This is a genomic window from Streptomyces sp. NBC_00078 (assembly GCF_026343335.1).
Classification (GTDB): domain Bacteria; phylum Actinomycetota; class Actinomycetes; order Streptomycetales; family Streptomycetaceae; genus Streptomyces.
In genome coordinates this window covers 704499-716932 of sequence record NZ_JAPELX010000001.1, presented here as the reverse complement: position 1 = coordinate 716932, position 12434 = coordinate 704499, and the positions used below count along the sequence as shown (strand labels likewise).

The 12434-nt window shown below is 71.4% G+C and carries 12 protein-coding genes and 2 pseudogenes; 6 read left to right on the top strand and 8 right to left on the bottom strand.

The window, feature by feature from the left end; all coding sequences use genetic code 11:
- Positions 1 to 13: 13 nt before the first annotated feature.
- Positions 14 to 970: a pseudouridine-5'-phosphate glycosidase gene (locus OOK07_RS03330; protein WP_266794921.1), complete on the top strand. Its 957-nt coding sequence runs from the start codon at positions 14 to 16 to the stop codon at positions 968 to 970.
- Positions 971 to 994: 24 nt separating this feature from the next.
- Here the strand turns inward: OOK07_RS03330 and ilvY are convergent, their stop codons facing one another.
- Positions 995 to 1837 carry an HTH-type transcriptional activator IlvY gene (gene ilvY, locus OOK07_RS03325; RefSeq protein WP_266676809.1) on the bottom strand — a complete coding sequence of 281 codons (843 nt, stop codon included), beginning with the start codon at positions 1835 to 1837 and terminating at the stop codon, positions 995 to 997.
- 88 nt (positions 1838 to 1925) lie between these two features.
- On the opposite strand from ilvY, the gene OOK07_RS03320 reads away from it, so the two are divergent.
- Positions 1926 to 3395 carry a ketol-acid reductoisomerase gene (locus tag OOK07_RS03320; protein WP_266794920.1) on the top strand — a complete coding sequence of 490 codons (1470 nt, stop codon included), beginning with the start codon at positions 1926 to 1928 and terminating at the stop codon, positions 3393 to 3395.
- Between the two features lie 28 nt (positions 3396 to 3423).
- Here the strand turns inward: OOK07_RS03320 and OOK07_RS03315 are convergent.
- From OOK07_RS03315 to OOK07_RS03300, 4 genes and pseudogenes are all read right to left on the bottom strand, one after another.
- A pseudogene (locus OOK07_RS03315) lies at positions 3424 to 4340 on the bottom strand (phosphotriesterase family protein).
- Complete coding sequence (locus OOK07_RS03310; protein WP_266794919.1) at positions 4337 to 4921, bottom strand: DUF4865 family protein; 585 nt, start codon at positions 4919 to 4921, stop codon at positions 4337 to 4339. Before OOK07_RS03310 ends, OOK07_RS03315 begins: the two are co-directional and overlap by 4 nt.
- A gap of 10 nt (positions 4922 to 4931) precedes the next feature.
- Positions 4932 to 5327, bottom strand: coding sequence for a (R)-mandelonitrile lyase (locus OOK07_RS03305; protein WP_266794918.1), 396 nt, complete (start codon positions 5325 to 5327; stop codon positions 4932 to 4934).
- A gap of 12 nt (positions 5328 to 5339) precedes the next feature.
- The gene (locus OOK07_RS03300; protein WP_266794917.1) at positions 5340 to 5909 is read right to left on the bottom strand and encodes a TetR/AcrR family transcriptional regulator; all 570 of its coding nucleotides are present in this window, start codon (positions 5907 to 5909) and stop codon (positions 5340 to 5342) included.
- Between the two features lie 176 nt (positions 5910 to 6085).
- Here OOK07_RS03300 and OOK07_RS03295 point away from each other — a divergent pair, with 176 nt between their 5' ends.
- From OOK07_RS03295 to OOK07_RS03285, 3 genes are read left to right on the top strand one after another with little or no spacing between them, the layout of a single operon-like run.
- The gene (locus OOK07_RS03295; RefSeq protein ID WP_266794916.1) at positions 6086 to 6373 is read left to right on the top strand and encodes an SHOCT domain-containing protein; all 288 of its coding nucleotides are present in this window, start codon (positions 6086 to 6088) and stop codon (positions 6371 to 6373) included.
- Positions 6370 to 7119: an ABC transporter ATP-binding protein gene (locus OOK07_RS03290; protein ID WP_266794915.1), complete on the top strand. Its 750-nt coding sequence runs from the start codon at positions 6370 to 6372 to the stop codon at positions 7117 to 7119. Before OOK07_RS03295 ends, OOK07_RS03290 begins: the two co-directional genes overlap by 4 nt.
- Positions 7116 to 9677 carry an ABC transporter permease gene (locus OOK07_RS03285; protein WP_266794914.1) on the top strand — a complete coding sequence of 854 codons (2562 nt, stop codon included), beginning with the start codon at positions 7116 to 7118 and terminating at the stop codon, positions 9675 to 9677. The genes OOK07_RS03290 and OOK07_RS03285 overlap by 4 nt, the downstream gene beginning before the upstream one ends.
- 26 nt (positions 9678 to 9703) lie before the next feature.
- Here the strand turns inward: OOK07_RS03285 and OOK07_RS03280 are convergent, their stop codons facing one another.
- Together OOK07_RS03280 and OOK07_RS03275 are read right to left on the bottom strand one after the other, a co-directional pair.
- Positions 9704 to 10234: an ATP-binding protein gene (locus tag OOK07_RS03280; RefSeq protein WP_266676797.1), complete on the bottom strand. Its 531-nt coding sequence runs from the start codon at positions 10232 to 10234 to the stop codon at positions 9704 to 9706.
- Positions 10235 to 10455: 221 nt separating this feature from the next.
- Positions 10456 to 10779 carry a hypothetical protein gene (locus tag OOK07_RS03275; RefSeq protein WP_266676795.1) on the bottom strand — a complete coding sequence of 108 codons (324 nt, stop codon included), beginning with the start codon at positions 10777 to 10779 and terminating at the stop codon, positions 10456 to 10458.
- Between the two features lie 329 nt (positions 10780 to 11108).
- Between OOK07_RS03275 and cds1 the strand changes: the two genes are divergently transcribed.
- On the top strand, positions 11109 to 12254 hold the full coding sequence (gene cds1 / locus OOK07_RS03270; protein WP_323182919.1) for an L-cysteine desulfhydrase Cds1: 1146 nt from the start codon (positions 11109 to 11111) through the stop codon (positions 12252 to 12254).
- Here cds1 and OOK07_RS03265 read toward each other — a convergent pair.
- Positions 12251 to 12421 (bottom strand): annotated as a pseudogene (locus tag OOK07_RS03265) (integrase core domain-containing protein); the annotation flags it as partial. The gene cds1 and the pseudogene OOK07_RS03265 sit on opposite strands and share 4 nt — an antisense overlap.
- Positions 12422 to 12434: the final 13 nt, after the last annotated feature.

The window sequence follows — 12434 nt, the reverse complement described above, 5'->3', positions numbered from 1 at the left end:
TCCGGAGCCAGAGATGACCACGCCCACCCCCGCCCCTATCCCCGCGACCGCCGTCCCGCATCCGCGCCTGGTGCTGACCGGCGAGGTCCGCGAGGCGCTGCGCGACGGGCGCCCCGTCGTGGCGCTGGAATCGACGATCATCAGCCACGGCATGCCGTATCCGCAGAACGTGGAGATGGCCGTGGAGGTCGAGCAGGTCATCCGCGACGGCGGCGCCGTCCCCGCGACGATCGCCGTCCTGCACGGCCGGCCCCACGTCGGGCTGACCGCAGCGGACCTGGAGCTCCTCGCGACCGCGCCGGACGTCACCAAGGCCAGTGTCCGCGACCTCGCCTACGTCGTGGCGCGCGGCGCCCACGGCGCGACGACCGTCGCCGCGACCATGCGGCTAGCCGCCCTCGCGGGCATCCGTACCTTCGTCACCGGCGGCATCGGCGGGGTGCACCGTGGCGCTCCGACGACGTTCGACATCAGTGCCGACCTGACGGAGCTGGCCGCGACGGGCGTCGCGGTGATCAGCGCGGGCGTCAAGAGCATCCTCGATATCGGTCTGACCCTGGAGACCCTGGAAACCCTCGGCGTCCCCGTCCTGAGCTACGGCACGGACGAGTTCCCGGCGTTCTACTCGCGCCGCAGCGGCTTCGCCTCGCCGATGCGGGTGGACTCGCCGGCCGAGATCGCCGCCGTGATGCACGCCCGCTGGGACCTCGGCATTCCCGGCGGCCTCAGCATCGCCAACCCCGTGCCCGAGGACGAGGAGGTGCCGGCCGAGCGCATGGACGGCGTCATCGCCCAGGCCCTGGCCGAGATGGAGAAGGCCGGCATCACCGGCAAGGACACCACTCCCTACCTCCTCGGCCGGATCGTCGAGCTCACCGGCGGCGAGAGCCTGCGGACCAACATCGCGCTGGTCAAGAACAACGCCCGGCTCGGCGCCCGGATCGCCGTCGAGTACGCCGCGCTCGGCTGAGCGTGCCGCGCGGACCGGCGGGGCTCACAGGCTCCACAGCGCCGCCACCAGCGGCCGACGCAGATCCGCCCGCCGTACGCACAGCCCGATCGGGAACGGCTCCGGCGCCGGAGCGGCGGGAACCACCGCCAGCCGGTCGCGGACCGCACTGTTCTCCAGTACGAGGCGGGGGACCACACCGGTGCCGCAGCCGAGGGAGACCAGCGTCAACAGTCCCTCGTGGCCGTCCGGTTCACACGCCACGTCCGGCGTCGTGCCACGGGTGCGGAACCAGCGGTCGGCGGCCTCGCGGACCAGCCCGCGGTGGGGGAGGACGAACGGGCCGTCGAGATCGGGATCCGGGCGGTCCCGTGCGGTGACGAGGACCAGCTCGGTGACCGCCACCGTGCGGCTCACCAGCCCCTCCGGCAACCGCGCCGGGATCCCCGCCACGGCCACGTCGACCTCCCCCTCGTCCAGCCGGGCCAGCGCGGCCGCCGCGTCACCGGTGCGCAGATCGAGCAGGACCTGAGGGTGGGCGGTGCGGAAGGGGGTCAACAGGTCGGGCAGCAAGGCCTGGCAGGCGGTCACCGTGGCGAACACCGCGAGACGGCCGGTGAGTTGGGCCGGGTCGGGGTGCTCCTCGCGGTAGGAACGCCACAACTCCAGTGCCTGGACGGCGTATTCACGGAAGCGGTGCCCCTCCGCCGTCAGCGACACCCCGCGCGGTCCGCGCTCGAACAGCCGATGCCCGAGGTCCGTCTCCAGCCGCTGCACCGTGCGCGTCAGCGTCGCCGGGCTGACGTGACAGTCGAGGCTCGTCCGCCCGAAGTTCAGCGTCTGCGCCAGATGCAGGAAAAGTCGAAGCTCTCGGTGATCGTCACGCACGCTCTCACCTGCATCTTTCAGTATGCGCAACAGAGCGCTGCACAAGTTGCGCTTGCTGCAATGCCTGGGTGGAGTCTACAACTCGACCATGACCTCGCCCACGTACACCTCCCGCGTCTTCCCCCTCGAAACGATGGACGTGCCCGGCGGCACCGAGACCATCCTGCGCGGCGGCCGGCACCTCTTCCCGCTGCTGCCGCAGGCCTTCGCCGGCGTCCGCCGCATCGGCGTGATCGGCTGGGGACCGCAGGGCCGCGCCCAGGCCCTCAACCTGCGGGACTCGCTGACCGGCACGGACATCCGGGTGGCCGTCGGACTGCGCCCGGGATCCGCTTCGGCCGCCGATGCCCGGGCCCACGGCTTCACGGAGGACAACGGCACGCTCGGCGACTGGCTCGCCGTCACCGCCGACAGCGACCTCGTGATCCTGCTGATCGCCGACTCCGCTCTCGCCACACACCACCAGGAGATCTTCGCGGCGCTCGGGCCCGGCGCCGTCGTCGGCCTCTCACACGGCTTCCTGCTCGGCCATCTCCGGGAAACGGGCGGGGAGTTCCCGCCCGGGCACGGAGTGATCGCCGTGTGCCCCAAGGGCATGGGCGACTCCGTGCGGCGCCTGTACCAGCAGGGTGAGGAGATCAACGGTGCCGGAATCAACAGCAGTTACGCCGTCCACGCCGACCCCGACGGCCGTGCCACCGACCTCGCGCTCGGCTGGTCGGTCGCGCTCGGATCGCCGTACACCTTCCGGACCACGCTCGACAGCGAGTACCTCTCCGACATCGTCGGCGAACGCGCCATCCTGCTCGGCGCCGTGCACGGCATCGTCGAGAGCCTCCACACCCGCGGCCGCCTGGCAGGTGACGACCCCGTCACCGCCTATGAGAAGGCCTGCGAGAACATCACGGGGCCCATCGCCCGCACCATCTCGCACACCGGGATCCGCGCCGTGCGCGAGGGCCTCGACCCGGCCGGCCGGAACGTCTTCGACCGTGCGTACACCGCGACCTACGGGCCCGCACGGGACATCGTCGCCGAGATCTACGACGAGGTCGCCGACGGCACCGAGCTGCGCAGCGTGATCCTTGCCGAGCGGCGGCTCGGCAGCCGCCCGATGAGCGGGATCGGCGGCTCCCCCATGTGGGCGGTCAGCGACGAGGTGCACGCCCGTCGCGGCGAACGCGCCCTGCCGGTCGACCCGTTCACCGCGGGAGTCTTCGTCGCCACCATGACCGCGCAGGTCGACGAGTTCGTCGAACGCGGTCACCCCTGGTCGGAGATCGTCAACGAGTCCATCATCGAGGCGGTCGACTCCCTGCTGCCCTACATGCACGCGCGCAACGTCGCCCACATGGTCGACAACTGCTCGCGTACGGCCCGTCTCGGCGCCCGCCGCTGGGGTCCCCGCTTCCAGGCGGCCTTCGAGCAGATCGCCTACCCCGCCGCCGAACACTCGGCGGACGACGCCTTGTTGACGGCCTTCGACACCCACCCCGTGCACGAGGCCCTGGCCGCGGCGGCGAAGCTGCGCCCTTCGGTGGACATCTCCGTCTCCTAGGGGGCGGCACTTCCGGCGCAGCGTCTGGTCAGCGCCACTCGACGGCGAACGCCCGGCCGGGGTTCTCCACGAGGACACGGTTGATGAGTTCCTCACCCAGCTCCAGCGCGAGCCGTGGCCGGACCCTGCGCAGCAGATACGGCATCCCGGGCCCGCCGTCGACCGACCGTGCTCCGGCGACGACGGTGTCGCCGCCGAGCAGCAGCCGGTGTCCGAATCCGGCCTCGGCGAGCGCGCGCACGGCGTCCGGCATGCGCCAGTCGGTGGCGTGATGGGTGCGCGAGGGGCCGTCGAACGCCAGCCAGCAGCCCGCCTCGGCGACCTGGCGCTGCACCACGAAGTCGGGGGAGCGGTTGAGGTGGCCGAGGATCACGCGGTGCGGTGCGGGGGGGGGGCACCCAACTCGCCGCACAGCAGGTCCAGTACGTCGAGTGCGCCCGTGCCCATCTCCAGGTGGACGGCGATCGGCGCGCCCGTCGTGTGGTGGGCCTCGGCCGCGGAGGTCATGGTCCAGCGGGCGTGCGCGTCGAGTGCGTGGAAGCCGCCCGCCACCTTGACGAAACCGGCCCGGACGCCCGACGTGCCGATTCCCTCGGTGAGTTCGGAGACGAACACGTCGGCGAGTCTGCCACGCAGCTCGTCGAGCAACTCCGGTGCGTAGTGGGCCGCTTGGTGCAGTCCGGTCGCGCAGACCACGTGCACGCCGGCCGCCCGGGACAGCAGCGGCAGGTCGGCGGCCCGCCGCCCCATCCCGAAAGGCGTCCACTGGACGACGCTCGCCCCGCCCGCCGCACGGAACGCCTCCAGCTCGGCCCGCGCGGCGGTGGCGTCGTTGAGCTCCTGGCCGGGCAGTCGCGGGCTGTGGATGAAGAGATGGTCGTGCGCGTCGCACACGCCCAGGTCCTCGGGCCGCGCATCGCCCAGCACCGTACGGACGCTGTTCACCACTGCCGCCCGCGCGGCAGCTGCTCCCGCCCCGGCGCGGACAGGTGCAGGACCTCGAAGACGTCGCCGTCGGCCTTCGGCGCGTCGTGCTCCCACAATGAGAAGTGCACCAGCTCCCAGCGGCTGGAATCCACGGCCGCCGCCGCGAGCACCGCGCCGTCCTCGCCGGCCAGCCGCTCGGTCTCCCGCGCCGCGTCCGCCATCACGTCGGCCAACTCCGCACCCTCCGGCACCGGTTGGCGGCGGCGTACCGCGAACCGCGCAGGCCCGTCGGCGCCGCCACCCTCCTCGTACGCAAGGGCCGTCCACTGCCGGACCGAGGGGCGCCCGAAGTCGTTGCTGAGTCCCTGGAAGGCGCCGCCCCAGAGGAAGGCGTTCATGCCCTCCATGGAGTTCCACAGGTAGAACGGCGCGTACTGGTTGACCGGCGAGCCGTTCACCCCGCGCTCGCGCAGCAGGTACGTCTTGAAGCCGAGGCCCTCCCAGTCATCCAGCAGATGCCCGATGCGGGCGACGCGACCGCGGATGATGTCCGTGTCGTAGTCGGCGGGCAGGGTCAGCTCGTACTGCATGGCGTGCATCGATGCCTCCTCAGGCGGGGTACTCCTCCGGTCCGACGTGCGCGTCCCACTCGGCGGTGGTGCCGTCCTCGGCGGCCTCGACGACCGCGAGATGCGTCATGAAGGTGCGCGGTCCCGCGCCGTGCCAATGCCATTCCTCCGGCTCGATCCACACGGTGTCGCCCGCCCGGATCGCCTCGACGTCACCGCCTCTGCGCTGCACCAACCCCTCGCCCTCCAGGACGTGCAGCACCTGGCCGTGCGGATGGCGGTGCCATGCGGTGTGGGCGCCGGGCGTGAAGTGGACGCTGTACACGCGCAGTCGGGACGGGGCGGCGGGTGCGGCGATCTCGTCGAACCAGACCGAGCCGGTGAAGTTCTCCGCCGGGCCCTGCCGAGTGTCGGGGCGCTTCCTGGTGATGTGCACGGACCTGAACTCCTAACGGGGGCTGAGAAGGGAGAGCAGTCCCCGGACAGCGGCGTCGAAGGCGGTGGGGGAGCCGGAGGCGCGGGCAAGGACGTATCCGCCCTGGACGGTCGCGAGGACGGCCGCGGCGATCTCCTCGCCGTCCAGTGAGGGCACGAACTGCCCCTGTTCCTTGCCCTCTTCGACGATCCCGGCGATCAGCTCACGGATCGCGTCGAGCGTCTCGTCGACCGGCGCGCGCAGCTCGGCACTGGCGACGACGTCCGGATCCATCGTGAGCCGCCCGACCGGGCAGCCGCGCAGCACGTCACGCTCGCGCAGCAGATACGCCTCGATGCGCTCGTACGGCGTCCCCGGCCCGTCGAGTACTCCCTCGGCGGTGGCCCGCAACTCCTCGGCCGTCCGTCGGATCGCCGCCAGCGCGAGATCCGGCTTGCCCTTGAAGTGGTGGTACATGCTGCCCTGTCCGGTGCCCGAACGCTCCAGGATCGCCTTGGGGCTGGTGCCCACGTAACCGCGCTCCCACAGCAGCTCACGGGTGGAGCGGATCAGTCGCTCCGAGGTGCTCTCCGAGGTGCTCATGCACCGACTGTACATACTAGTAGTTACAGAAGTCGAGGCCCTGGGGAGCAGCGGAAACCGCCCTGCGTACTCCCCGGGAGGTACGCGCAGTGCCGCTGGCCGTACGACGACCCGGCCCCCTTCCCGGCGGGAGTCTCGAGACAACACCGAAAGACCCACCTGGGAGATGACTCGAGATGCAGACACTCGCGAACTGGAACGGCGGCCCCGGCCCGTGGATCCTCTTCTTCCCGCTGATCTGGGCGGCCGTCGTGATCGGCGCCGTGACCCTTCTGCGCCGCACCGTCTGGCGCGGCCGCCGTGGACCGTGGCGCGCCATGGACGACCCGCGCCCCTCCGGCGACTCGCCTCTCGCCGTGCTCGGCCGGCGCTTCGCCTCCGGCGAGATCGACGAGGACGAGTACTGGCGCTGGCTGTCCGTCCTGGACGAGCAGTTCGGCCGCAGCAAGGGCGGTGCGGCGTGACCACCACGACCGCCGTCCGGACGGCCGCCCGGGTCGTCGACGCCGTGAAGGTCTACGGCCGCGACGACACCGAGGTGAGGGCCCTGGACGGGGTGAGCGTCGACTTCCCGGTCGGACGTTTCACCGCGATCATGGGTCCCTCGGGCTCCGGCAAGTCCACCCTGATGCACTGCGCGGCCGGTCTCGACACGCTCAGTTCGGGTGCTGCCTACATCGGCGACACCGACCTGGGCGGCCTCGACGACCGCCGCCTCACCCTCCTGCGCCGCGACCGCGTCGGCTTCGTCTTCCAGGCGTTCAACCTGGTGCCGACGCTGAGTGTCGCGGAGAACATCACGCTGCCGCTGGACCTCGCCGGCGGCAGCGGGGACCCGGAGTGGATCGAGGCGCTCATCGACGTCGTCGGCCTGCGCGACCGCCTCCACCACCGCCCCTCCGAACTCTCCGGCGGCCAGCAGCAACGCGTCGCCGTGGCCCGGGCGTTCGCCGGCCGGCCGGATGTCGTCTTCGCCGACGAGCCCACCGGCAACCTCGACTCCCGCTCGGGCGGGGAGGTCCTCGGACTGCTCGGCCGGGCCGTGCGCCGGACGGCCCGTACCGTCGTCATGGTCACCCACGACCCGGTGGCCGCCGCCCACGCCGACGAGGTCGTCTTCCTCGCCGACGGACGCCTGGTCGACCGTATGCAGTCCCCGACCGCCGACAGGGTGCTGGACCGCATGAAAGCCTTCGAGGTGCCCTCATGAACGCCGCCGTACGCCTGAGCGTGACCTCCCTGCGTGCCCACAGACGGCGCTTCGCCGGCACCTTCCTCGCCGTGTTCCTCGGCGTCGCCTTCCTGGCCGGCACCCTCGTCATGGGCGACACGCTGCGCGCCAGTTTCGACAGCATGTTCGGCAACGCGACCATCGGCACCGACGCCGTCGTCCGCAGCGCGGACACGATCACCACGCCCGGTGAGAGCCAGGGCATACGGCAGCCGGTCGACACGGCCCTGGTGAGCACCCTCGACGCGGTGCCCGGTGTCGCGGCCGCCGCGCCCGACATCGAAGGCGCCGGCCAGCTCGTCGGCAAGAACGGCAAGCCCATCGGCGGCCAGGGCCCGCCCACTCTCGCCGGCAACTGGATCACCGACTCCATGCTCAACCCGTACCAGCTCGCCGAGGGCCGCGCCCCGCAGAAGTCCGGCGAGGTCGTCGTCAACCGCGGCGCCGCGAGGAAGGGCGACCTGAAGATCGGCGACACCACCACACTCCGCACCCCGGACCCGGTCGAGGTGACGATCGTCGGCCTGGCGACCTTCGGCGGCGAGGACGGCATGGCCCAGGTGACCTTCACCGGCATGACCCGCACCGACGCCGAGAAGTACCTCACCGCCAGGCCCGGCGAGGCGGCGGGCATCAAGGTGCGGGCCGGGCCCGGCGTCGGTGAGAAGGAGCTCGTCGACCGGCTGACTCCCGTACTGCCCAAGGGCGTTGAGGCCATCACCGGTCAGGAGTCGGCCCAGGAGAACACCGACATGATCTCCAGCCAGTTCCTGACCATCTTCACCACCTTCCTGCTGGTGTTCTCCGGCATCGCCCTGCTGGTCGCGACCTTCTCCATCCACAACACCTTCGCCATCGTCGTCGCCCAGCGCACCCGCGAGAACGCCCTGTTGCGAGCCCTCGGCGCCTCCCGCCGCCAGGTCACCGCGACAACCCTCGTCGAGGCGAGCGCCGTCGCCGTAGCCGCTTCGGCCGCGGGGCTTGCCGGCGGAGTCGGCATCGCGGCCGGCCTGCAGGCCCTCTTCCCCGCGATCGGATTCCCTTTCCCCGACGGCAGCCTGGTGATCAGCGCCCTGGCCATGGCACTGCCGCTCGCGGTCGGCATCGTGGTCTGCCTGGGTTCCGCGCTCCTGCCCGCCGCGCGGGCCGGACGCACCGCCCCGCTGGCCGCCCTGCGTGAGACGGCCGTCGACGCCTCCGGTGCCTCCCGCACGCGTGCCGTCACCGGTTTGGGCCTCGCCGCCCTTGCCGTAGCCGTGACGCTCAGCGGCGTCCTGGTCTCACCGTCCCTCTGGCTGGCGGGACTTGGCGCCGTCCTCGCCCTGGTCTCGTTCGTGGTCCTCGGCCCGGTCGCCTCCTCGACGGCCGTGCGGATCCTCGGCGGCCCCCTCGACAAGCTGCGCGGCGTCACCGGCTCCCTCGCCCGGCGCAACGCCCTGCGCAGCCCCAAGCGGACCGCCGCCACCGCGAGTGCCCTGATGATCGGCGTGGCCGTCGTCTCGCTGTTCACCGTCTTCGGCGCCTCGCTGAAAGCGACCATGGACCAGACCGTGTCACGGTCCTTCGCCGGTGATGTCGCCGTCAGCACACCGTCGTTCGGCGCGGGCGGCAGCGGCCTGAGCCCCCGGCTCGCAGGGGCGGTCCAGCGGTTGCCCGAGATCGACACGGCCGTGGGACTCGGCCGCGGAGTGGCCGAAGTCGAAGGCAGGGGACGGGCGTTGACCGTCACCGACCCGGTTGCGCTGGAGCGCACCTTCGACCTCGGGAAGGTGCAGGGTTCCCTGCGAGCCCTCGGCACCGACGGCATCGCCATCACCAGGGCGGAAGCCGACAAGCAGCACCTCACCACCGGAGGGAAGGCCCAACTCGCCTTCACGGACGGCAAGAAGCAGACCTTCACCGTCCGCGCCGTCTACGGCCGGTCCGAACTCGCAGGCGACTATGTCATCACCCGTGCCGCCTGGGCCCCGCACCGTACGCAGGACTCCGACACCCTCGTGGCCGTCTCCTTCAAGGAGGGTGTGAGCACGGACGCGGGCAAGGCAGCCGTGCAGCACGTCGCCGACCGGTACGGCAACCCCCAGGTGCAGACCCGCGACGAGTACGCGCAGTCCTCGGCCGGCGGCATCGACATGATGCTGACCCTCGTCTACGCCCTGCTCGCCCTCGCGGTCCTCATCGCGCTGCTGGGCATCGCCAACACCCTGACCCTGGCGATCCACGAACGCACCCGCGAACTGGGCCTGCTCAGGGCCGTCGGGCAGACCCGCTCCCAGCTGCGGGCCATGGTCCGGTGGGAGTCGGTGCTCGTCGCCGCCTTCGGCACGGCCGGCGGCCTCGGCCTCGGCGCCTTCCTCGGCTGGGTGCTGGTCAAGGCCGCGGACGGCGCCGGCGACAGTGCCTTCGCCTTCGCGATCCCGCCGGTGCAGCTCGTGATCGTGGCCCTGGTGGGTCTCGCGGCCGGCGCCCTCGCGGGCCTGCGTCCGGCCCGCCGGGCGGCGCGCCTGGACGTGCTGCGCGCCATCGCCACCGAGTGAGACAGCGCGGGCAGGTCACCGCCCGGTCAGCCGGCAACGGCCGACCGGGCGGGAGCGTGTGCGGGCCTGCGGCCGTCGACCGCCTGCTCGACCTCCGCGAACCGGTGCGCCGGCTTCTCGGCCGTACGACGCGGAAGGCGGGCCGGCGCCGCGACCGGAGCCGGGGCGGTGGGCAGCGTGAACCAGACGACCTTGCCCGACTCGCCGTCCGGGCGCACCCCCCAGCTCTCGCTCACCGCGGCCACCATGGCGAGTCCGCGCCCGGTGGTGGCGCCCGGCTCCACCTCCCGCACCTCGGGCAGCCGGGGGTCGTGATCGTGCACGGAAACCGTGAGCCGGTCCAGCAACAGTTCTATCTCCACGGTGCACAGCTTGTCGGGCTGGGCGTGCAGATGGACGTTGGTCAGCAACTCCGTCACACCGAGCGCGGCACGGTCGATGAGGGAGTCCATATGCCAGTAGCGCAACTGCGCAGAGACGATTCTGCGGACCTGGCCGATCCGCGACGGCAGGGCTTGCAGCTCTACCGTGCAGTGTCTGTTTGGGTGAGTGATCACGGCTGCGACTCCCCGACTGAAGAGGTCCGGAAGAACACGGAAGACGGATCCAGCAAGGTGGCTGAGGGAGACGGCCACCTGCTGTCGTGCCCGGCGGGCTGGTTCGCAGCGTTATCGCCGGTAAACCCAGAGTGACGTGAGACAAGAGTGGCGCAGGGGGCGCGGTACCGCAACTCGCCGTCGGCTCGCGGTCGCAGTCCGCCGCCGTACTGCGGGAGTTGTCAGCCGCCGCGCCCCGCGGCCCTTCGTACGGCCTCTATGAACCGGCGTGCCGCGGGCGGCCCCGGCTCGCCCGGTGCGGGATCGTGGTCACCCAGCGTCAGCAGGTACCGCTTGCCGTTGAGGTCCGCGAGCGCCCGGCCCTGCGCGGCGAACCAGGGCTTGGAGGCGCGCACCGCCTGCACCGGCGCGCTGTCGATCTCGGTGCCGTAACTGGTGAGCAACGCAAGCCTGCCGTCGCTGATCCGGACCTGTCCGGCCCGGGTGAGCGAACGCAGCCGTTTGCCGATTCGCACGCCCGTCGCCGTGAACTCCGGCTCCGCCATGCCGCCGCCCCCTTGTGCGCGTCCGGTGCGCTGGACCGTGATCCTGCGTGGGCCATGATCCAGCTCGTCTCGTGATCCAGTGTGCGCCCCCGTTCCGTGCAGTCTGCCCGCGCCCGGCGTCGAGCACCAGTGCGCACGGCACCCCCGCACCGGGCGCCCGGAGCACTCGCCCGAATGCGCCCCCACCTTTGCCCACCCCCTGCCCCCAGGCTCTCCTTTGGGGTGCCCAAAGGTGCGTTTATGCAGGTGAGAAGCGTGCGGAAGGTGTTTATGATCGATGTGCCGGCAGCGCGACGCGTCGTCGGCGCTGAGTGTAAGGAGCACCCGTCGTGAGCACCCCCCAGCAAACCCGGACCGGCCGGACCCTCGACGTCGACCGCAGCGACGTGGCCTACCGTGATTGGCTGAAAGAAGCCGTCCGCAAGGTCCAGGCCGATGCCAACCGCTCGGCCGACACGCACCTGCTCCGCTTTCCGCTGCCCGAGAAGTGGGGCATCGACCTGTACCTCAAGGACGAGTCGACCCACCCGACCGGCAGCCTCAAGCACCGGCTCGCCCGCTCCCTCTTCCTCTACGGACTGTGCAACGGCTGGATCCGGCCGGGCCGCCCGGTGATCGAGGCGTCCAGCGGCTCGACAGCCGTCTCCGAGGCGTACTTCGCGAAGCTGATCGGGGTGCCCTTCATCGCCGTCATGCCGCGCACGACGAGCGCCGAGAAGATCCGCCTGATCGAGTTCCATGGCGGGCAGTGCCACTTCGTGGACGACTCGCGCAGGATGTACGAGGAATCGGCCCGTCTGGCGGTGGACACCGGCGGCCACTACATGGACCAGTTCACCTACGCGGAACGGGCCACGGACTGGCGTGGCAACAACAACATCGCCGAATCCATCTTCCGCCAGCTGGAGCTGGAGCGGTTCCCGGAGCCGGCGTGGATCGTGGCGACGGCCGGCACCGGCGGCACCTCGGCGACCCTCGCGCGCTACGTCCACTACACCCAGCGCGACACCCGCATCTGTGTGGCCGATCCCGAGAACTCCTGTTTCTTCGAGGGCTGGACCACCGGCGATCCGGACGTCACCTGCGACTGCGGCTCCCGTATCGAGGGCATCGGCCGCCCCCGCATGGAACCGAGCTTCGTGCCGGGAGCCGTCGACCGGATGATGAAGGTGCCCGACGCGGCGAGCGTCGCCGCCGTACGGGCGCTGGAGCGGGCCATCGGCCGCAAGGCGGGCGGCTCGACCGGCACCGGCCTGTGGAGCGCGCTGAAGATCATTGCCGAGATGGTGGCCGCGGGGCGGCAGGGAAGCGTGGTGACGCTGCTGTGCGACCCGGGCGACCGCTACCTGGACAAGTACTACTCCAACGCGTGGCTCGCCCGGCAGGGCCTGGACATCGAGCCGTACACGTCGGCAATCCAGTCGCTGCTGGAGACCGGCGTCTGGCCGGCCGAGGACCTGCACGCGGGCCGCTAGGTGTATTGACCCGCAGCGTTGTTGACGCGGGTGATGGGTGGCTGGCCGCCGAGTGCGGTGTGGCAGCGGTGGTGGTTGTAGGTGTGGAGGAAGTCTGCCAGGGCTTCGGTCCGTTCCTGGTTGCTGGTGTAGGGCCGCAGGTAGGCCCATTCGTCGAGGAGGGTGCGGGTAGGGTCGGCC

Coding starts and splice junctions, on each gene's coding strand:
- OOK07_RS03330 (WP_266794921.1), top strand. CDS start 14: ATGACCACGCCCACCCCCGCCCCTATCCCCGCGACCGCCGTCCCGCAT.
- OOK07_RS03320 (WP_266794920.1), top strand. CDS start 1,926: ATGACCTCGCCCACGTACACCTCCCGCGTCTTCCCCCTCGAAACGATG.
- OOK07_RS03310 (WP_266794919.1), bottom strand. CDS start 4,921: ATGCACGCCATGCAGTACGAGCTGACCCTGCCCGCCGACTACGACACG.
- OOK07_RS03300 (WP_266794917.1), bottom strand. CDS start 5,909: ATGAGCACCTCGGAGAGCACCTCGGAGCGACTGATCCGCTCCACCCGT.
- OOK07_RS03295 (WP_266794916.1), top strand. CDS start 6,086: ATGCAGACACTCGCGAACTGGAACGGCGGCCCCGGCCCGTGGATCCTC.
- OOK07_RS03285 (WP_266794914.1), top strand. CDS start 7,116: ATGAACGCCGCCGTACGCCTGAGCGTGACCTCCCTGCGTGCCCACAGA.
- OOK07_RS03275 (WP_266676795.1), bottom strand. CDS start 10,779: ATGGCGGAGCCGGAGTTCACGGCGACGGGCGTGCGAATCGGCAAACGG.